An 18200-nucleotide genomic window follows, 5' to 3' on the forward strand; every position below is an offset into this window, starting at 1 on the left:
CTCATTCGGCTGCCCGGCCTTGGACACCGGTGTGCGTTTTAGGGTGGGTTCGGCGGTGCATCTCACACCGCCGAACCTCTTAGTCCAGCAGCTGCTGGCCCAGATACATGCCCTGTTCGATCCCCGGCAGCACCGCGTAGAGCGCCGAACCGGTGGGGGTGAGCCACTGGTTCAACGCGTCGGCCGCGGCAAGCCGCTGCTGCACCGGGATGAAACTGGTGCGGGCATCGCGCTGGTAGCTGGCAAAGAGCAGACCCGAGACCTCGCCGTCGATGAAGTTGTATCCACGCCGGTGGATCACCTCATCGCCGCTGGCAGGTCTCGCCAGGGCGACGTGCGCGTTGGCGCCGATCTTCGGCAGCCCCAGCTCGTTGACCGCGTCCAGGTCCACGGGGTCTTCCACGCTGCTTCCGGACAGCGGCGAACCGTCCTTCTGGCGTCGGCCCAGCGCGAAGTCCCGCCCGGAGGTGGCCAGCTCATCCCAGGTTTCTAGGTTCATTTCGAAGCGGCGCAGCGCCAGCGTCGTGCCGTTGCGGATCCAGCTGGGGTTCTCCTGCGTGCCGAAAACCGCCAGCTCCCTGGTGTCCTGAACGGGGTTGTTGATCCCGTCGAGCTGCCCGAACAGGTTTCTGAAGTGCTGCGCCTGGGGCTGGATGAAGCCGCGCTGGATAAACACCCGCTCGGTCAGCCCGCGCAGGTTCTTGCTCACCGCGCGCACAGCATGGGCCAGCACCGTGGGGTCCTGACTGCAGAACTGCACCAGTAGATCACTCTGCCCGTACCGCTTTTCAACCTTGTCCCCGGCGAACTTCGGCATCTGCCCCACCGCGTCCGGTGCGACGCCGACCTGATCGAGCAGGCGCTGGCCCAACCCGACGGTCAGCGTCAGCTGCGCAGGATCAGCCGCCATTTCAGCTTCGGTGTCCGCCAGCACGCCGCGGCCGGAAACCAGCCGCTGCGCGTCGTCGGTGAGCATCCGCAGCAGCGCCCGCAGCTGTTCCTTCTTGTTGCCCTTGGCAAAGCGCAGGTCCCAGCCGACGAAGGCAGCATGCACCTGTGCGGCATCGAGAATGCCGCCCTGGTAGCGGCCGTAGAACTCCCGGCCACCGTCCTGGTCTCCGCCTGGCTCCTCCCCTGCGGCGGCGGGCGCCGCGCCGAAGCCTGCAAGCATTCCGCCCAGGGCCGCCATGGCCGAACCGCCGATGACGCTGCGCCTGCTGGGTGAGCTAGCCATCGTGCTTCATCTTCGAGTGGTCCATGCCGTGCTCGTAGTTCTCGTTGGCTCCGGTGAAGTTGCGGATCTCAAAGTCCACGTCGGCGGTGGAGCCGTCGGAGAAGGTGAAGGTCAGGCTCGTGCTCTGGGCCGTAGTCAGGGGCTGCTTCAAGTCCATGAACATCAGGTGCGATCCCCCGGGTTCAAGGGTTGCGTCCTGACCGGGCTCGATCTTCAGCGCACCTTCCATCTGCTTCATGGTGGCGTCCGCCCCGGTGCCGGTGGTTTCATGCAGCTGGATCTCGTTGCCGGCCGCGTCGCTCACACCGGTGATCTCGATGGTTTGGGTTCCAGCATTGTGCAGCGTGCCGAAGCCCGCGCTCATGCCGTCCTTGGCGGCTTTGGCCCAGGTGTCGCTGGCCTGCAGCGCCTGTGCCTGGTTCTGCTCTTGGTTCTTTTCCTGAGCGGCTGGCGCCTGTGCGGCGGAGCAGCCGGTGAGCAGTAGTCCTAGTCCCAGCAGCGCAGCGGTGGTTTTCGTGGATTTCATTGGTTACTCAAGCTTTCACGTGGCATGTGCCGATGCCAGTTTTTGGGTGCACGGATGCACCCAGGGCACCGGCGGGAAAGGGGAATCTACTTCTTGTTGTTGCGGGCGAAGTTCACCAGCACGGCCACCAGGCCGCCGGCAACTACCACGCCGATGATGATCCAGAGCATCGGGCTCACGCCGGAGCCCATCTCCTGCACCGGCTGGTTCGCAGGGGTTTCGGCGGCAGGGGCGTCGCTGGCCGACGCGCTGGCGGTCGGCGACGGCGAGGCGCTTGGCGAGGCAGAGGCGCTGGCCTTGGGTGCGTCCACGGTGAAGGCAATGGATTCTTCCACCGGGTGGCCGTCCGAAGAGATCACGCGCACCGCAAGGGTGTAGTCGCCGTTGGCCAGCTTGTCTTCTGGTACCACGGTGACGGTGTTGCCCTTGGTGGTGGCGGTGGTGTCGAGCTTCTGCCCGTCAACGCTCAGCGCTGCAACGGTGGAGTCGGCCCCGGGCAGCTTCTGCAGCTCGGCGGAGAAGGTCATGGTCAGCTCCTTGGGAGCGGTTTTGACCGTTGCGCCGTTCTCCGGGTTCGAGCCGGTGAGCACGTCGTGGGCGTTGGCCGCCACGGCTGAGAAGCTTGCCAAGAGTGCGATGCTTGCTCCTGCGATCATGCGCTGGGTCATGGTGCGGATCTTCATGGTGTTTCCTTTTCTACGCCGGTCTCGGCGTCGTTCTTTGAGTGTTTAGGCCGAAAGAACGAAGGACGGCGGGCCGCGGAGCACCGGGAGGCGTTCCAGCTGCGCCAGCTTGAGTTGAAAACGCAGCGGGAAGTATCCGGGAAGCTCGCGCACCGCCGGAGCGGGAACACGGATGAACAGCAGGATGGCGCGGGCCGCGCCCACCGTGATGATCGAACGCAACAGGCCCAGCAGCCGCTCGGCCCCGTAGAGCACGGCAACGCTGACCACGGCGGCCAGCACGTGCGCCCAGAGCATCGACTCGCTTTGCACGTTCGCGTACTGGGAGCTGATCTGCCCCGACAGGTCCACCGGAGGGTTGTGCCCCGCGTGCTCCATGGAGCTCAGCGCCCCGGAATGCCCGTGGCCCATGACCGACATGGACAGGTGGTACAGCCCCTGGCTGATCAGCACCACAGCGCTGGTGGCCCACAGCGAGAATCTGCGTCCCAGCATTGCCATCGCAATGACCGCCGACACGCAGGTGATCAGTACCATCACAGCAAGAGACATCGTCGTCGGCGCCATATGCGCGTGTGCTGCAAAGGCGGTCCAGGTGCACACGCAGGCCGCAAGCCAACCGCGGATGACGCGGATCGCTGGGTTCTTCTGCACGTGGATTTACCGTTCGACGATGGATGGCGTCCGTGCTCGTGCACGGCCACGCCCGATTCTACGCGAAGTAGAAGAATCGCTCAAAACAACGGGCCCGATCTCTCAAGAGATCGGGCCCGGTGTTCAAGCAAGCTTACTTCTTGGCGACAGCAGCCTTCAGCTTCGAACCAGCGGTCAGCTTCACCGAGTGACCAGCAGGAATCTGGATAGCCTCACCGGTCTGTGGGTTGCGGCCGGTACGAGCAGCACGATCGGTGCGCTCCACTGCCAGCCAGCCTGGGATCGAAACCTTCTCGCCCTGCGAGATGTTCTCAACGAAAACGTCGAAAAGGGCATCCAGCACACCGTTGACGGCAACCTGGGAGTTTTCGGTCTTCGCTGCAACAGCAGCAACAAGTTCGCTACGGTTCATAGCCAATGTATGTCCTCCTGGACTAGTGATCCAAGGCCCGGAACAGACCTCGAACGCCGCACGGTCGCGCGGACTTATCAGTGACGAACATACCAAACCTTGAGGCGCGATTCGCTCAAAAACAGCGGAATCTCCGGGAATTTTTCAACTATTCTCAATTTTTTGCGCCAAAAGGTAGTGATTTTGGGGTTAAAACAGCCCGCCGCCCCGGTATGGGACGGCGGGCTGGCAAGCTTACTTCTTGGCGACAGCAGCCTTCAGCTTCGAACCAGCGGTCAGCTTCACCGAGTGACCAGCAGGAATCTGGATAGCCTCACCGGTCTGTGGGTTGCGGCCGGTACGAGCAGCACGATCGGTGCGCTCCACTGCCAGCCAGCCTGGGATCGAAACCTTCTCGCCCTGCGAGATGTTCTCAACGAAAACGTCGAAAAGGGCATCCAGCACACCGTTGACGGCAACCTGGGAGTTTTCGGTCTTCGCTGCAACAGCAGCAACAAGTTCGCTACGGTTCATAGCCAATGTATGTCCTCCTGGACTAGTGATCCAAGGCCCGGAACAGACCTCGAACGCCGCACGGTCGCGCGGACTTATCAGTGACGAACATACCAGCTTTGGCCGACATAAAGTGCATCATTCCGGGCTTTTTAGGCTTTTTCTCCGGCTAGATGCCGTGTGAAAGTTCACGGAACCCCGCTTCAGGCGAAGGGATCAAGACCTTCGTTCGCCGCCGTGAAGAGCTTGAATACCTCATCCTGCAGGGCCTTGCCGCGGGTGACTTTTGCCGGGCTGGCCAGCGTAATTCGGCCCTTGGAGGTGTACTGCGGGCCGAGGTAGGCTCCGGGAGCGCACCCCTGGATTCCCGGGTTCAACGCCGCCTCGACGATGGCCACGGCCCCTTGGTGTTTGCCCTGCGCGAAACCGGCCTGCAGGCGGCCGCCCAGCCGCTTGGCGAAGTCGGGTTCGTTGATGCCCTCGATGTTCGGGCTCAACCCGGAGACCGAATAACCTGGATGCACCGCAATCGACCGCGACGGCCAGGACAGCTGGCGCAATCGGTGATCCAGCGCGATGGTCAGTGCCTGCAGCGCCGCCTTTGACTGCGCGTAGGCACGGTAGGGGTTGTAGCCGTGCTCCAGCTTCAGGTTCTGCGGGTCTGCGCGCAGCATCAGCGTGGACATCGACCCCAGGCCGATCAGCCGCAGCGGATGCGACCTGAACTGCTCCACCAGCTCGCCGATGAGCCGCGCGTGGCCGATCACGTTGGTGCTCATCACCGCCTCGTAGCCGAACAGCCCCGGTTGACGTTCCGCAGGGGTGTGGATCATCCCGGCGTTGGCAACGAGCACGTCGATGGTGCGTGTGCGCAGTTCGGCAGCCAAGGCCATGGCTGAGATGGTGGAGTCCGCGTCGAACTGCATGAACTCCAGGCTGGCCGAGGGAACCCGGGCAAGAATCTGCTCCATGGCCTTCTGAGCGCGCGCCTGGTTGCGACAGGCGAGCACCACGTGGGCGCCGGCGGCGGCGAGCCCCAGGGAAGTGAAGAACCCTAGCCCCGCATTGGCCCCGGTGATCACGGCAGTCTTGCCCGCCCCCAATCCATTCCAGCGACTGGCATTGGCATGAATATCCAATTCCGGCTGCCCAAATCCCAATTGCTCCAGCGAGCCATAGCGCACATTCATGGCGTCCACGCTACTACAGCAACCTTGGGGCTGACCTGTCATGTGGCTCCTAGAATAGGAACATGCAGTTTTCCCTCGACGCCGTTAGCCACTTGGTGGTCCCTGTCTCAGATCCACGCCTCGCTCCGCTGTTAGAAGCTCTGACCATCGACTACACCGAACGGTATGGCGACGGTGGAGTGCGTGAGATGGCAAGTTTCCCGGCCCACGAATTCCAGCCGCCACATGGGATATTCGTAATCCTTCAATGGGAAGGCCAGACTATCGCCGGCGGCGCCTACCGCCGTTACGACGAACACACCGCTGAGATCAAACGCATCTGGACTCATCAGGATTTCCGTCGCCGTGGTTTGGCCACCGCAACGCTGACAGTGCTGGAGGATGAAGCCAGTGCACAGGGTTACAACAGCATTTACCTCAGCACCGGTCCCTACCAGCCGGAGGCCCTGGCGCTGTATCTGGCGCGAGGTTACCAGCCGCTCTTTGACCCTTCTGGCGACACTTCCAAGCTACGCGATCTGGCGTTCACCAAGGCCTTGCCCACGAGCAAGAGCGGTGAAACGATGAATGTATGAACAAGGACGAAGCTGCCCTGAATGCGGCTCGTTACAAGCTTGAAAAGCTGACCGAGTCGCAGCCGCCGCTGCCCGTGGACGAATATGCCGAGGCTACCGGCATGGCCCCGGTGCAGAAGCCTCGCACGCCGCTGCAGATCCATGCGGAGGACGAGGCCTGGGAGGTGGCCAACTCGGCGCTGGACGAGGCGTTTGCCCGCGGTGAGTTCGACAATCTCGCGCTGGCCGGCAAGAACATTGACCACATCACCGGCAGCACGGATCCCGACTGGTGGCTGAAGTCGATGATGCACCGGGAGAAAATTTCGGGCCTCGGTCCCCCGGCGCTCACGCTGCGTGTGGAAGACGAGCATATGGCCCAAACGCTGGATGCGCTGCCCACGCAGCGGGCCGTGCGTGAGCATATTGAAGATTTCAACCAGCGGATCGTCGAGGCGCGCCGCCAGCTGCTGGGCGGGCCTCCGGTGATCACCGCCCTGCGCGATGCCACCGCCGAGGTGCTGGCCTGGCAGGAGCGCCGCCGCGCGCAGCCCTCGGCACCGCCGGAACCCGAACAGAAAAAGAAGCGCTGGTGGCGGCGTTAAACGGCGAAAGCCGCCTTCACAAGGAAGGCGGCTTTCGCTTAAGTCTAAAGACTTGCAGGTCTTACCAGGAAGACTTGGTGATGCCCGGAAGCTCACCACGGTGTGCCATGTCGCGGAAGCGAACACGGGAGATACCGAACTTCTGGAAGGTGCCGCGTGGGCGACCATCGATCGAGTCGCGGTTGCGAACGCGTACTGGAGAAGCGTTGCGTGGCAGCTTCTGCAGGCCGACGCGGGCTGCTTCGCGAGCCTCGTCGGTTGCGTTTGGATCAATCAGGGTCTTCTTCAGTTCGAGGCGCTTTTCAGCGTAACGCTCGACGATGACCTTGCGCTGTTCGTTCTTTGCGATCTTGGACTTCTTGGCCATGTCTTAGCGCTCCTCTCGGAATTCTACGTGCTTGCGGACTACTGGATCGTACTTCTTCAGAACCATGCGGTCTGGGTCGTTACGACGGTTCTTGCGGGTCACGTAGGTGAAACCGGTGCCAGCAGTGGACTTCAGCTTGATGATCGGACGTACGTCCTTATCCTTCTTTGCCATTTTTAGAGCTTCACACCCTTCGCAATCAGGTCTGCAACAACAGCGTCGATACCGCGGGCATCGATGATCTTGATGCCCTTGACCGACAGGGTCAGGGTTACCTTACGACGCAGCGATGGCACGTAGTAGGTCTTCTTCTGGATGTTCGGATCGAAACGACGCTTGTTGCGGCGGTGCGAGTGGGAGATGCTATGTCCGAAGGCCGGAGTAGTACCGGTTACCTGGCAAACAGCTGCCATGATCACTCCTTAGTTAGTTAGTAGTAAATATGCGGCGGTACTCGCGCGTGACACCGAATATCGGCACCACATCTGCGTTATGAGTCCCGCCGACCAGTGAAACACCGTTATTACTGCACACAAGGAAGAAACCAGGCTGGGTGAGAACCAACCGAAGAGCCTTAAAGTATGTAAGACGGTGAACTTCGCAACCGGTCGAGCATTTTCCCCGTACTCAGTTGGCCGCGATATTCGGTATTACGGGCTATTCACACACGCCCAGACATCCTCGAAAAGGCTTCAGGGCATGCGCGATTAACGCCAGATAAGCTTATCGAGAATTTGGCTGTGTTCCAAATCTGGAAACTAGCAGTCCAGAATCCAATTGTCCTGGTCCAGGCCGGCGGTGATCTTCCGGGTAATCCGCGCAAGGTCTGAAACATCCTTGTCATCCAGCGGATCGAAGAGCAGGCCGCGCACCGATGCCACATGATGCGGGGCCATTTTCACTACCGCCGCCATTCCAGCATCAGTTAATGTAGCGATTTTCACACGCGCATCTTCCGGGGACTGCTCGCGCACCACCCAGCCGCGGGTCTCCAGCTTCTTCACCACATGCGACAGCCTCGACAGCGAGGCGCTGGTCAGCGAGGCGAGCTGGGTCATCGACAGCTGCCGTTCCTGAGCTTCGGAGAGCATCGCCAGCATGTGGTAGTCGAAGAGGGTGATACCTTCCAAGGTTTGCAAGTCCGAATCCAACGCGGCAGGCAGCAGCGTCAACACCGCGTTGAGGCCCAGCCAGGCTTGACGTTCGGATTCTGAAAGCCATACAGGCTTCTCGCTCATGAAATGTCCCATCAATGCTCCACGCGCCAGCTGACCGGCACTGAATGTTCAGTGTTAAGTTCGCAATCCCCCAAAGTTGCCGCCTGCGGCAGATTCGCGCCGCGGCCAACAGCGGCCGCGGTGCGAAAATACTGAAGTATTCAGTCCCCCGCATGCATTATGTTATGCAATGTATCATCACTTTTTCGATTGGGGACATTATTCCGCGCCGCGTCGCTGCGCCGCGGATCCGCGTGGGATGGTGGACCTAGGATGCAAGCTCCATCCGCTTCTTTCTCCGGTAGGCAGTCACCTGCCCGATCACGACGATCAGCAGCGCGATGATGAACATCGCCGAACCGATGACGTTGGCTTGGGCCGGAATGCCGCGGGTCGCGGCCACGTAGATGAACTTCGGGAAGGTTTGGTAGTTGCCCGAGTTGAAGTTCGTAATGATGAAGTCGTCGAAACTCATCGCAAAGCTGAGCAGCGCGGCCGCGACGATGCCTGGCAGCAGCAGCGGGAAGGTGATCTTCCAGAAGGCAGCCTTCGGCGAGGCATAGAGATCGGCGGCGGCTTCCTCAAGCCGCGGATCCAGCGAGGATACCCTCGCCCTGACGGTGACGATCACAAATGACATGCAGAACACCGTATGGGCGATCACGATCGTCCAGTAGCCCAGGTCCCATCCGAGGTTGAGGAACTGTGCGAGCAGCGATGCGCCGAGCACCACCTCTGGGGTGGCCAGCGGCAGGATGATCAGCACGTCAGTCATCTTGCGGAAACGGAAGCTGTAGCGCACCAACCCCAGGGCGATGAGGGTGCCCAGGGCCGTGGCGAACAGCGTCGACACCACACCGATCTTCAACGAGTTCACCAGCGATTCGCACACGGCCGGGGCCCCGCAGGGGTTCAGCCAGTTCTGCAGGGTGAAGCCGCGCCATTCAAGGTTCGTGCGGCCCGCGTCGTTAAAGGAGAAGACGAAGATGTAGATGATCGGCACCAGCAGGTAGATGAAGGCGAACCCGCCGACCACGGGAACAAACCAGCGTCCCAGCTTCATTTACATCAGCTCCTTCGTGCCAAAGCGGCGGATATAGACGGTCACCAGGATCAGGATCGACAGCATCAGGATGAAGCTGAGCGCCGCCGCCCCGGGGTAGTCGATGATCCGGAAGAACCGCGAGTCGATGACCTGGCCGATCATCGTGGTGTTGCGGTTGTTGCCCAGCAGCGCGGCATTGACGTAGTCGCCGGCGGCGGGGATGAAGGTGAGCAGCACGCCGGCGAACACACCGGGCGCCGTCATCGGCAGGGTGATCTTGAAGAAGGAGGTGCTCGGGCTGGCGTAGAGGTCCGATGATGCCTCCAGCAGCCTGGTGTCTAGCCTTCCTAGGTTCGCGTAGATCGGCAGCACCATGAACGGCAGGAAGTTGTAGGTCAGGCCCGCGACCACCGCGATGGGTGTGGCGGTTAGGTGCCCGTCGGCGGGCAGGATTGAAAGGAACTTCAGCGACTGGGCGATCAGCCCCTCGTCGGCCAGGATCTGCTTCCAGGCCTGGGTGCGCAGGATGAAGCTTGAAAAGAATGGTGCGATCAGCAGCACCAGCAGGATCCCCTGCAGCAGCGGCTTCTCGCGCAGCCGCACCGCCACCAGGTAGGCCATCGGGAAGCCGATGAGCAGCGCCAGGATCGTGGCGATCAGCGCGAACCCGAAGGAACGCAGCAGCTCGGGCCAGTAGGCGGCCAGCACCGTTGAATAGTTGCTGAATTCAAGGCCGGGAACGAACACGCCGATCTCAGCGCCCGGCGGCTTGACGAACAGGCTCATCGCCAGCAGCACCACCACGGGGGCCGCGAAGAACAGCAGCAGCACCAGCAGGCCCGGGGCCACCAGGTAGATCCCGGTGCGGCCCTTGCGCTTCTCGGCCTTGATCTCCTCCTTGCTGCGCAGGTCGCTCAGGCCCTTGCGGGTCATCGTCTGGCTCATTGCTCGACCCCCGCGTCGATGCGTTCATCGCCTGCCAGCCCAAAGGAGTACTCGGCATCCCAGCGAAGGTACACGGTCTGCCCAACGGCCGCCGGATCCTGCCCGCGGTTCTGCGAGAAGGTGCCGATGGTGCCCACCGACGGGACCTCCACCAGGTACTCGGTGGTGCTGCCGGTGAATGACACGTCGATCACCACGCCGGAGAGTTCATTGTGCGACGCCTGCGCGCTGGTCCGGCTGATCGAGATCTTCTCCGGGCGCACGCCCACCACCACCTGGCCGCTTGTCTGCACCGCACGGGCCGCGGGCAGCAGCACCCGATGCCCCGCCACGTCCACCTCCAGCATGCCGGCGCTGGTGCCGATCACCGCGCCGCGCATCAGGTTCGACTTGCCCAGGAAGTTGGCGACGAAGGCTGTGCGCGGCAGCTCGTACAGATCCCTTGGGGCGCCCATCTGCTCGATGCGCCCCTCGTTCATCACCGCGACGGTGTCGGCCATGGTCATGGCCTCTTCCTGGTCGTGGGTCACGTGGATGAAGGTCAGGCCCACCTCGGTCTGGATGGTCTTCAACTCGTACTGCATCTGGCGGCGCAGCTTCATATCCAGCGCGCCCAGCGGCTCGTCGAGCAGCAGCACCTGCGGGCGGTTGACCAGCGCGCGGGCCAGTGCCACGCGCTGCTGCTGGCCGCCGGAGAGCTGGGCCGGCTTGCGGTTGGCAAGGTGCGAGAGCTGCACCATCTCAAGCCCTGCCTTCGCCTTGGCCAGCGCGTCCTTGTCCTTCTTGCGCTTCAGCCCAAAGGCCACATTCTCCAGCACGCTCATGTGCGGGAACAACGCATAGGACTGGAAGACGGTGTTGACCGGGCGGCGGTGGGTGGGCAGCGCGGTGACGTCCTGGCCGCCGATGGAAATGCTGCCCTCGCTGGGCGCATCCAGGCCGGCGATCATCCGCAGGGTGGTGGACTTGCCGCAGCCCGAGGGTCCCAGCAGCGCAAAGAAGCTGCCCGAGGGAACCAGCAGGTCCAGGTCCTTGACGGCGACGAAGTCCGCGAAGCGTTTGGTGACCGATGCCAGCTGCAGGTCCGCGCCGCGGGTGGTGCTTGGCGCCGGTGATTGTTCAAGGTTGATGCTCATTATCCCCGTCCCTTTCCCGCTAGGCGCCGATGGCGCTTTGGAACTCGGCGCTGTAGGTGGTTTCTTCGTCGGCATCCAGCGCGCGGAAGACCTTGGCCCGCGCCAGGTCCTGATCGGTGGGGAAGATCAGCGGGTTGTCCACCAGCGACGGGTCGATCTTCTCCATCTCCTCCTTGGCCCCGACCACCGGGCAGATGTAGTTCACATAGGCGGCGACCTGGGCGGCGATCTGAGGCTGGTAGTAGAAGTCCATCAGCTTCTCGGCGTTCGCCTTGTGCGTGGCGGCGACCGGAACCATCATGTTGTCGCTCCACAGGGTGCCGCCCGCCTCGGGCAGGATGAATTCCCACTGGTCGTCGTTCTCGAAGTTCATCTGCACGATGTCGCCGGACCACACGATGCCGGCGATGGCGTCGCCCGAGATGAAGTCCTCCTTATAGGAGTTGCCCTTCACCTGGCGGATCTGGCCGTTGTCGATGTTGGTGCGCAGCACATCGGCCGCGGCGGAGAATTCGGTCTCGCCCCACGCCCCGGCGATGTCCACGCCGTTTTGCAGCATGAGCAGGCCCATGGTGTCGCGCATTTCGTCGAGCACCGTGATGCGCCCCTTGAGTTCGGGCTGCCACAGGTCGGCGACGGACTTCAGCCCCTTGGGCAGCTTCGACTTGTTCCAGGCGATGCCCGCATAGCCCGACTGCCAGGTCAGCGAATGCTCGCGCCCCGGGTCGAAGTCGACGTTCTGCAGCGCCGGCAGCAGGTTCTTTGAATTCGGGATGTTCGCTAGGTCCAGGGCCTGGGTATAGCCCTGGCGGATCATGCGCCCTGCCATCCAGTCGGTCAGCGTGAAGATGTCCTGGCCGATGTCCTGGCCCGCCTTCAGTTGCGCCTGGACCTTGCCGTAGTAGGAGTCGTTGCCGTCGATGTCCTCGGAGTAGTTCGCCTTGATGCCGCTGCTCTTGGTGAACTCTTCCAGCGTCGGGTACTTCTTGGTCTTGTCGTCGTAGTCGAGGTAGAGCGTCCAGTTGGCCCAGTTCACGGTCTTCTGGCTCTCGGACAGATCGGTGACCGCCGGGGCGGCGGAGGTGGCGGCCGACTGCGACCCGCCTCCGGTGCCGCAGGCGGCCAGCAGGCCGGTGAGCCCCAGCGCGCCGGCGGCCCCCAGCACGCCGCGGCGGGAGAAGCTGCGTGAGTTCATGGCCTGCACCAGGGCACGAAGGGTTGGATCTTGTGGCATTTTTCGCGAGTTCGACATGGGTACATCCTTATCCAGGCCGCCTTCTGTGTGACGGCTGACACATCAATGCGGTATATCATTTCAGCCCAACTTCTCCATGACAAGGTCTAGACAAAAGATTCCTCGCAAATACTTTGCAGTAACGCTGGAAAACTTTCTTCGATACCCCTTTCGCAACTGATTTAGTGGCTGTAGTGTCTTAGCTACGTTCACGAGGGAGGTTGAACATGACCCTGTCAGCTCCGCAGTCACAGGCCATCGATGAGGTCTCGAAGGAGATCATCGAGCAGCTCCAGGAAGACGGCCGCCGCTCCTATGCGGCGATCGGCAAGGCGGTGGGGCTCAGTGAAGCTGCGACCCGACAACGGGTGCAGAAGCTGTGCGACGCACAGGTGATGCAGATCGTTGCGGTGACCAATCCAATGGAATTGGGATTCACCCGGCAGGCCATGATCGGCATCGTCGCCAACAGCGACATCAGCTCCACCGCGGACCGCGTCGCACAACTACCGGAGGTCGACTACTGCGTGGTCACCGCGGGCCAGGCAGACATCCTGGCCGAGGTGATCTGCATCAGCGACGAAGACCTCCTTCGGGTGATCAGCGCAATTCGCGGCATCGAAGGGGTGCAAAGCACCACAACCTTCACCTATCTATCGTTGAAAAAACAGGAATACAACTGGGGAACACGATGAATACTCCACGCGGCACCGACCGACAGCAAGCAGCACGCGACCACCTGTGGATGCACATGGCGCGGCATTCAGGCCTGATCAACGGCGGCAAGGTGCCGATCATCTCCCGGGGTGAAGGCCACATGATCTACGACGACGCGGGCCGCGGCTACATCGACGGACTGGCGGGCCTCTTTGTCGTCAACGCCGGCCACGGGCGCGCGGAACTGGCAGAGGTCATGGCCAAGCAGGCCGAAAAGCTCGCCTTCATGCCGTTGTGGTCCTACGCCCACGAACCGGCCATCGACCTTGCCGAACGCCTCGCAGGCTACGCCCCGGGAGACCTGAACCGCGTCTTCTTCACCACCGGCGGCGGCGAAGCGGTGGAATCGGCGTTCAAGCTCGCCAAGCAGTACTTCAAGCTCAAGGGCCAGCCGGGCAAGACCAAGGTCATTTCCCGCGCGCTGGCCTACCACGGCACCCCACAGGGCGCGCTGGCCATCACCTCGCTGCCCGGGATGAAGACTCCCTTCGAGCCCCTGGTGCCCGGCACCTTCCGCGTGCCGAACACCAACTTCTACCGTGCACCGGAGATGTTCGCTGACAATGAGAAGGACTTCGGCCTGTGGGCCGCCGAACGCATCCGCGAGGCCATCGAGTTCGAGGGCGCCGAGTCGGTGGCCGCGGTCTTCCTGGAGCCGGTGCAGAATTCCGGCGGCTGCTTCCCACCTCCCCCTGGCTACTTCGAGCGCGTGCGCGAGATCTGCGACGAATACGACGTGCTGCTGGTCTCCGACGAGACCATCTGCGCCTTCGGCCGCATCGGTGACATGTTCGCCTGCAACGACTTCGGCTATACCCCCGACATCATCACCTCAGCCAAGGCACTGACCAGCGGCTACGTGCCGCTGGGCGTGATGATCGCCTCCGAGAAGCTCTTCGAGCCGTTCACCAAGGGAGATACCACCTTCTACCACGGCTACACCTTCGGCGGACATCCGGTGGCCGCCGCGGTGGCGATGGCAAACCTTGACATCTTCGAGCGCGAGGACCTGAACGGCAACGTGCACCGCAACGCCGATGCCTTCAAGTCCACGCTGGAGAAGCTCAAGGACCTGGACATCGTCGGCGATGTGCGCGGGGCCGGCTACTTCTACGGCATCGAGCTGGTGAAGGACAAGACCACCAAGGAAACCTTCAACGACGAGGAATCGGAGCGGCTGCTGCGCGACTACCTCACCCCCGCGCTGTGGGAGGCGGGGCTGTACTGCAGGGCGGATGACCGCGGCGACCCGGTCATCCAGCTCGCCCCGCCGATCACCATCGGGCAGGGCGAGTTCGATCAGATCGAATCGATCCTGCGCGGCGTGCTGAGCGAGGCCGCCAACAAGATCTAAGTCAATCGGCGCGGGTGTTACCCGCGCCGATTGGTGCTTTAATCCCCGTGACACTACTGTGAGCACTAAGCCGCTGGAAGCAGGATGTCATGCTGGAACCGACCCGTATCACCCTGGCCCGCGAACATGCGGGCCTGAGCATCATCGCGCTTGCCCGCCTGCTCGCCCTCGCCCCGGAAACCATCGCCGACTACGAGCTGCACGGCGCCCCGCAGGCACTGGCCGCCGAGCTGGCTTCCGCCACCGGATTCCTGCCCGGCTTCTTCAGCCTCGCCCCCGCCAGTGCAATCGAGGCCCGGCGCATCTTCTACCGCACCCCGCGCCGGCTGGGCGGCGTCCAAAAGTCCTCCGCCGCGGCCCTGGCCCGCTGCGGCGTCGAACTCTATTCGCTGATCACCGGCTGCTTTACCCTGCCCGACACGCAGGTCCCCGACTACACCGGGCTCGACGCGCACCAGGCGGCCGACCGGCTGCGGCTTGACTGGAACCTGGGCTGCGGGCCGATCCCGGACCTGCTCTACGTGCTTGAATCCCACGGGGTGCGGGTGCTCTCCGGGCCGGTCACGCTCAGCTTCTGGGAGGACGGCCAGGGCTTCATCTTCCTGTCCCCGGGCGACGAGGCCGGCTCCCGCTACCGGCTGGCCCACGAGCTGGCGCACCTGCTGCTGCACTCCGCGTTGGAAGAGGGCGAGGGCTGCGCCGCCGAACACGAGGCCGACGTCTTCGCCGCCAGTCTCCTGCTGCCCGAACTCTCCCTGCAGCTGCGCGTGGGGGCCTCGCTGAGGCTCGGGCAGCTGCTGGATCTGCAGACCATGTTCGGCGTCCCGGCGGCAGTCATCCTGGGCCGCACCCGCGAGGCGCAGCTGATCGACGAACAGGGCTATTGCAGGCTCATGCAGGAACTCGCGCTGGAGCCTCCCGGGCCCGTGGTGCGCGCCACCTCCCGGGTCTTCTCCATCGTCTTCCCCGCGCTGCGCGTGGAGAACCACCTGGGCACCACCCGCATCGCCCACCGGCTGGGCCTGAATGCGCAGCTGCTGCACGAGCTGACCTTCGGGCAGGCCTTCGTACTGCTGGCCGGCGGCGGGTCCAACGCCCGCACCCACCTGCACGCGGTGCGCTAGCTCCCTAGCCGAAGCGCGCCGCGGGGACTAGGCTGGGCAGACACCAGCAACAAAGGGGTTTGCCATGGACATCAATGCCGCTGCGGCCCGGCAAGTGGCCGAAGAATCTCGCGAAACCAGCTGGCTGCGGCCCAGCTTCGCCAAGGGCATCTACATGGGCGAGGTCGACTTCTCGCTCATCGAACCGCTGCCCCAGGAACTGCACGCCGAACGCGGCACGGAATTCTTGACGAAGCTCGACGCGGTGCTCGACGGCTTCGATGCCGCCCGTGTAGAGCGCGAGGCCCGCATCCCCGACGAATACATCGCCGCCCTGCGTGAGATCGGCGCATTCGGCATGAAGATCCCCACCGAGTACGGCGGGGTGGGGCTGAGCCTGCTGGACTACGGTCGGGCGCTGATGCGCGTGGGCTCGGTGTGCCCGGCGCTGGGCGCGCTGCTCTCCGCCCACCAGTCCATCGGCGTGCCCGAGCCGGTGAAGTCCTTCGGCAGCGAAGAACAAAAGCGCGAGTACCTGCCGCGCTGCGCCGCCGGGGCGATCAGCGCCTTTTTGCTCACGGAGAACGACGTGGGCTCGGACCCCGCCCGGCTGGGCACCAAGGCGGTGCTCAGCGAGGACGGCAGCTACTATCAGATCGACGGCGCGAAGCTGTGGACCACCAACGGCGTCGTCGCCGAACTGCTGGTGGTCATGGCCGCGGTTGGGCCCCACGAGGCCTGCGGCGAGCAGCCGGCGGGCCGGGGCGGGATCAGCGCCTTCATCATCGAGGCGGACACCGAGGGCATCACCGTGGAAAACCGCAACTCCTTCATGGGGCTGCGCGGCATTGAAAACGGCGTCACCCGCTTTTCCTCGGTGCGCGTGCCGGTGGCCAACCGGCTGGGCACCGAGGGCGCGGGGCTGAAGATTGCGCTGAGCACGCTGAACACCGGGCGGCTGTCCATCCCCGCGATGTGCGCCGGGGCCGGTAAATGGGCGACGAAGATCGCCCGCGAATGGTCCGCGGCGCGCGTGCAGTGGGGGCATCCGATCGGCGAACACCAGGCGGTGGCCGCCAAGCTGGCCTACATCGCCGCCAGCACCTACGCGCTGGAAGCGGTGTTCGAGGTCAGCGCGCTGCTGGCAGATGCCGGCATGAAGGATGTGCGCATCGAGGCGGCGCTGGCCAAGCTCTACTCTTCGGAGGTCTCCTGCAAGATCGCCGACGAGCTGCTGCAGATCCGCGGCGGGCGCGGCTATGAAACCGCCGCCAGCCAGGCCGCCCGCGGCGAGCGCGCGGTCCCCGTCGAGCAGCTGCTGCGCGACCTGCGCATCAACCGCATCTTCGAGGGCTCCACCGAGATCATGCACCTGCTCATCGCCCGCGAGGCGGTGGACGCGCACCTGCAGGCGGCCGGGGCGCTGGCCCAGGCGGATTCGACGCGCCAGGAGAAGGCCAAGGCGGCGCTGGACGCGTCGGGCTTCTACGCCCGCTGGCTGCCCAAGCTCGCGGTGGGCGCCGGCACGCTGCCCACCACCTTTTCCGAGCACGGGCCGCTGGCCAAGCACCTGCGTTATGTCGAGCGCACCAGCCGCAAGCTGGCCCGGCAGACCTTCGCCGGGATGGCCCGCTGGCAGGCGGGGCTGGAGAAGCAGCAGGTGTTTCTGGGGCACATCGTTGACATCGGCGCGGAGTTGTTTGCCATGTCCTCGGTGATCGCGAAGACCTCCTCACTCATCGACCACCGGGCCCCGGAGGCGGACTCGGCGCAGCAGCTGGCGCAGGCGTTCTGCGAGCAGGCCACCGCACGCTGCGAACAGCACTTCGAACACCTGTGGGAGCACAGCCACGAACACCTGGCGCAGCAGCTGCTGAACGGTGAGTTCACCTGGCTGGAGACCGGTGTGCGCGACGTGTCCGAGGGCACCGGCCCATGGATTGCGCCATGGTCCGATGCCCCCAGGGAAGACGTGCGCCGGCCCTACGGAAGCTAGTAGCGGGTGCCGGCGGTGATGCCGCCGTCCACCACGTATTCGGCCCCGGTGCAGAAGCTGGACTCGTCGCTGGCAAGGAACAGCATCAGCCCGGTGACCTCCTCCGGGCGGGCAAAGCGCTCAAGCGTATTGCCGCTCAGGTCTTCCTCGGTGACCTCGCGGAAGGCGGTGATCAGCGGGGTGGCGATGGCTCCGGGGTGCAGCGAGTTCACGCGCACCCCGAACTGAGCCAGCTCCAGCGCCGCGGTCTTGGTGATCCCGCGCAGCCCCCATTTGGAGGCGGCGTAGGCGTGCTGGCCCGGGTAGCCCTCCAGCCCGGCGGTGGAGGAGACGTTGATGATCGAGGCGTTCCCCGACTTCTTCAGCTCCCCGACCGCCGCGCGCATCCCCAGGAATGCACTGGTCAGGTTGATATTCAGTACCCGTTGCCAGGTTTCGTCGGTGGTGTCCTCCAGCGGGGCCTGGGCGAAGATGCCCGCGTTGTTCACCAGCACGTCAAGCCCGCCGAACTCGCTGGCGGCGCGGGCGACGGCCGCTTCCCAGTCTGCGGCGCTGGTGACGTCCAGGTGGATGTAGCTGGCGCTCAGTTCTTCTGCCAGTGCGGCGCCGGCGTCGTCGTCCACATCCGCGAGCAGCACCTGGGCCCCGTTTTGAATGAAGGCGCGGGCGTGGGCGGCGCCCATCCCCTTGGCGGCCCCGGTGATCAGGGCGCGTTTTCCTGCAAGTCTCATGATCC

At 63.8% G+C, this 18200-nt stretch carries 22 protein-coding genes; 6 read left to right on the forward strand and 16 right to left on the reverse strand.

Annotated features, from left to right (window positions below; all coding sequences use genetic code 11):
• Positions 1-79 precede the first annotated feature (79 nt).
• The 7 genes from RUH64_RS02255 to RUH64_RS02285 form a co-directional block, all read right to left on the reverse strand.
• Positions 80-1234 (reverse strand): Dyp-type peroxidase, encoded by a 1155-nt coding sequence (locus RUH64_RS02255; RefSeq protein WP_313810975.1) that lies wholly within the window; start codon positions 1232-1234, stop codon positions 80-82.
• On the reverse strand, positions 1227-1760 hold the full coding sequence (locus tag RUH64_RS02260) for a copper chaperone PCu(A)C (protein WP_313810976.1): 534 nt from the start codon (positions 1758-1760) through the stop codon (positions 1227-1229). The genes RUH64_RS02255 and RUH64_RS02260 overlap by 8 nt, the downstream gene beginning before the upstream one ends.
• Before the next feature lie 86 nt (positions 1761-1846).
• A complete protein-coding gene (locus tag RUH64_RS02265) occupies positions 1847-2443 on the reverse strand; it encodes a copper resistance protein CopC (RefSeq protein WP_313810977.1) in 597 nt (198 codons plus the stop codon).
• Between the two features lie 45 nt (positions 2444-2488).
• The gene (locus RUH64_RS02270) at positions 2489-3097 is read right to left on the reverse strand and encodes a hypothetical protein (protein WP_313810979.1); all 609 of its coding nucleotides are present in this window, start codon (positions 3095-3097) and stop codon (positions 2489-2491) included.
• A gap of 133 nt (positions 3098-3230) precedes the next feature.
• The gene (locus RUH64_RS02275; RefSeq protein ID WP_141362091.1) at positions 3231-3515 is read right to left on the reverse strand and encodes an HU family DNA-binding protein; all 285 of its coding nucleotides are present in this window, start codon (positions 3513-3515) and stop codon (positions 3231-3233) included.
• 228 nt (positions 3516-3743) lie between these two features.
• Complete coding sequence (locus RUH64_RS02280; protein ID WP_141362091.1) at positions 3744-4028, reverse strand: HU family DNA-binding protein; 285 nt, start codon at positions 4026-4028, stop codon at positions 3744-3746.
• Between the two features lie 176 nt (positions 4029-4204).
• Positions 4205-5191 (reverse strand): SDR family NAD(P)-dependent oxidoreductase, encoded by a 987-nt coding sequence (locus RUH64_RS02285; protein ID WP_313811412.1) that lies wholly within the window; start codon positions 5189-5191, stop codon positions 4205-4207.
• A 62-nt stretch (positions 5192-5253) separates the two neighbouring features.
• On the opposite strand from RUH64_RS02285, the gene RUH64_RS02290 reads away from it, so the two are divergent.
• Together RUH64_RS02290 and RUH64_RS02295 are read left to right on the forward strand one after the other, a co-directional pair.
• On the forward strand, positions 5254-5766 hold the full coding sequence (locus RUH64_RS02290) for a GNAT family N-acetyltransferase (RefSeq protein ID WP_313810980.1): 513 nt from the start codon (positions 5254-5256) through the stop codon (positions 5764-5766).
• Positions 5763-6350, forward strand: a complete 588-nt coding sequence (locus RUH64_RS02295; RefSeq protein WP_313810982.1) for a DUF1992 domain-containing protein — start codon at positions 5763-5765, stop codon at positions 6348-6350. The genes RUH64_RS02290 and RUH64_RS02295 overlap by 4 nt, the downstream gene beginning before the upstream one ends.
• A 61-nt stretch (positions 6351-6411) precedes the next feature.
• Here RUH64_RS02295 and rpsN read toward each other — a convergent pair whose 3' ends face one another.
• The 8 genes from rpsN to RUH64_RS02335 all read right to left on the reverse strand — a co-directional run bounded on the left by rpsN (position 6412) and on the right by RUH64_RS02335 (position 12312).
• Positions 6412-6717, reverse strand: coding sequence for a 30S ribosomal protein S14 (gene rpsN / locus RUH64_RS02300; protein WP_141362063.1), 306 nt, complete (start codon positions 6715-6717; stop codon positions 6412-6414).
• Positions 6718-6720: 3 nt separating this feature from the next.
• Positions 6721-6891, reverse strand: a complete 171-nt coding sequence (gene rpmG / locus RUH64_RS02305) for a 50S ribosomal protein L33 (protein ID WP_022874359.1) — start codon at positions 6889-6891, stop codon at positions 6721-6723.
• A gap of 2 nt (positions 6892-6893) precedes the next feature.
• Positions 6894-7130: a 50S ribosomal protein L28 gene (gene rpmB / locus RUH64_RS02310; RefSeq protein WP_313810991.1), complete on the reverse strand. Its 237-nt coding sequence runs from the start codon at positions 7128-7130 to the stop codon at positions 6894-6896.
• Positions 7131-7475: 345 nt separating this feature from the next.
• The gene (locus RUH64_RS02315; protein WP_313810992.1) at positions 7476-7955 is read right to left on the reverse strand and encodes a MarR family transcriptional regulator; all 480 of its coding nucleotides are present in this window, start codon (positions 7953-7955) and stop codon (positions 7476-7478) included.
• Between the two features lie 247 nt (positions 7956-8202).
• The gene (locus RUH64_RS02320) at positions 8203-8997 is read right to left on the reverse strand and encodes an ABC transporter permease (RefSeq protein ID WP_313810994.1); all 795 of its coding nucleotides are present in this window, start codon (positions 8995-8997) and stop codon (positions 8203-8205) included.
• Complete coding sequence (locus tag RUH64_RS02325; RefSeq protein ID WP_396275977.1) at positions 8998-9912, reverse strand: ABC transporter permease; 915 nt, start codon at positions 9910-9912, stop codon at positions 8998-9000.
• An 8-nt stretch (positions 9913-9920) separates the two neighbouring features.
• The gene (locus RUH64_RS02330) at positions 9921-11060 is read right to left on the reverse strand and encodes an ABC transporter ATP-binding protein (protein WP_313810996.1); all 1140 of its coding nucleotides are present in this window, start codon (positions 11058-11060) and stop codon (positions 9921-9923) included.
• A 19-nt stretch (positions 11061-11079) separates the two neighbouring features.
• On the reverse strand, positions 11080-12312 hold the full coding sequence (locus tag RUH64_RS02335) for an extracellular solute-binding protein (RefSeq protein WP_313810997.1): 1233 nt from the start codon (positions 12310-12312) through the stop codon (positions 11080-11082).
• Positions 12313-12521: 209 nt separating this feature from the next.
• Here RUH64_RS02335 and RUH64_RS02340 point away from each other — a divergent pair, with 209 nt between their 5' ends.
• The 4 genes from RUH64_RS02340 to RUH64_RS02355 all read left to right on the forward strand — a co-directional run bounded on the left by RUH64_RS02340 (position 12522) and on the right by RUH64_RS02355 (position 17464).
• Positions 12522-12989 (forward strand): Lrp/AsnC family transcriptional regulator, encoded by a 468-nt coding sequence (locus RUH64_RS02340; RefSeq protein ID WP_313810998.1) that lies wholly within the window; start codon positions 12522-12524, stop codon positions 12987-12989.
• Positions 12986-14365, forward strand: a complete 1380-nt coding sequence (locus tag RUH64_RS02345) for an aspartate aminotransferase family protein (protein WP_313811000.1) — start codon at positions 12986-12988, stop codon at positions 14363-14365. The genes RUH64_RS02340 and RUH64_RS02345 overlap by 4 nt, the downstream gene beginning before the upstream one ends.
• A gap of 89 nt (positions 14366-14454) precedes the next feature.
• Complete coding sequence (locus tag RUH64_RS02350; protein WP_313811002.1) at positions 14455-15489, forward strand: ImmA/IrrE family metallo-endopeptidase; 1035 nt, start codon at positions 14455-14457, stop codon at positions 15487-15489.
• A 64-nt stretch (positions 15490-15553) separates the two neighbouring features.
• A complete protein-coding gene (locus RUH64_RS02355) occupies positions 15554-17464 on the forward strand; it encodes an acyl-CoA dehydrogenase family protein (RefSeq protein WP_313811004.1) in 1911 nt (636 codons plus the stop codon).
• Here RUH64_RS02355 and RUH64_RS02360 read toward each other — a convergent pair.
• On the reverse strand, positions 17461-18195 hold the full coding sequence (locus RUH64_RS02360; RefSeq protein WP_313811005.1) for an SDR family oxidoreductase: 735 nt from the start codon (positions 18193-18195) through the stop codon (positions 17461-17463). The genes RUH64_RS02355 and RUH64_RS02360 overlap by 4 nt on opposite strands.
• Positions 18196-18200: the final 5 nt, after the last annotated feature.

The organism is Glutamicibacter sp., assembly GCF_032154645.1.
Lineage (GTDB): Bacteria > Actinomycetota > Actinomycetes > Actinomycetales > Micrococcaceae > Glutamicibacter.

Bases quoted from the DNA above. Each gene is read 5' to 3' on its own strand.
- RUH64_RS02255 (WP_313810975.1), bottom strand. From the start codon at position 1,234: ATGGCTAGCTCACCCAGCAGGCGCAGCGTCATCGGCGGTTCGGCCATG.
- RUH64_RS02260 (WP_313810976.1), bottom strand. From the start codon at position 1,760: ATGAAATCCACGAAAACCACCGCTGCGCTGCTGGGACTAGGACTACTG.
- RUH64_RS02265 (WP_313810977.1), bottom strand. From the start codon at position 2,443: ATGAAGATCCGCACCATGACCCAGCGCATGATCGCAGGAGCAAGCATC.
- RUH64_RS02285 (WP_313811412.1), bottom strand. From the start codon at position 5,191: ATGAATGTGCGCTATGGCTCGCTGGAGCAATTGGGATTTGGGCAGCCG.
- RUH64_RS02290 (WP_313810980.1), top strand. From the start codon at position 5,254: ATGCAGTTTTCCCTCGACGCCGTTAGCCACTTGGTGGTCCCTGTCTCA.
- RUH64_RS02295 (WP_313810982.1), top strand. From the start codon at position 5,763: ATGAACAAGGACGAAGCTGCCCTGAATGCGGCTCGTTACAAGCTTGAA.
- rpsN (WP_141362063.1), bottom strand. From the start codon at position 6,717: ATGGCCAAGAAGTCCAAGATCGCAAAGAACGAACAGCGCAAGGTCATC.
- rpmG (WP_022874359.1), bottom strand. From the start codon at position 6,891: ATGGCAAAGAAGGATAAGGACGTACGTCCGATCATCAAGCTGAAGTCC.
- rpmB (WP_313810991.1), bottom strand. From the start codon at position 7,130: ATGGCAGCTGTTTGCCAGGTAACCGGTACTACTCCGGCCTTCGGACAT.
- RUH64_RS02315 (WP_313810992.1), bottom strand. From the start codon at position 7,955: ATGAGCGAGAAGCCTGTATGGCTTTCAGAATCCGAACGTCAAGCCTGG.
- RUH64_RS02320 (WP_313810994.1), bottom strand. From the start codon at position 8,997: ATGAAGCTGGGACGCTGGTTTGTTCCCGTGGTCGGCGGGTTCGCCTTC.
- RUH64_RS02325 (WP_396275977.1), bottom strand. From the start codon at position 9,912: ATGACCCGCAAGGGCCTGAGCGACCTGCGCAGCAAGGAGGAGATCAAG.
- RUH64_RS02330 (WP_313810996.1), bottom strand. From the start codon at position 11,060: ATGAGCATCAACCTTGAACAATCACCGGCGCCAAGCACCACCCGCGGC.
- RUH64_RS02335 (WP_313810997.1), bottom strand. From the start codon at position 12,312: ATGTCGAACTCGCGAAAAATGCCACAAGATCCAACCCTTCGTGCCCTG.
- RUH64_RS02340 (WP_313810998.1), top strand. From the start codon at position 12,522: ATGACCCTGTCAGCTCCGCAGTCACAGGCCATCGATGAGGTCTCGAAG.
- RUH64_RS02345 (WP_313811000.1), top strand. From the start codon at position 12,986: ATGAATACTCCACGCGGCACCGACCGACAGCAAGCAGCACGCGACCAC.
- RUH64_RS02350 (WP_313811002.1), top strand. From the start codon at position 14,455: ATGCTGGAACCGACCCGTATCACCCTGGCCCGCGAACATGCGGGCCTG.
- RUH64_RS02355 (WP_313811004.1), top strand. From the start codon at position 15,554: ATGGACATCAATGCCGCTGCGGCCCGGCAAGTGGCCGAAGAATCTCGC.
- RUH64_RS02360 (WP_313811005.1), bottom strand. From the start codon at position 18,195: ATGAGACTTGCAGGAAAACGCGCCCTGATCACCGGGGCCGCCAAGGGG.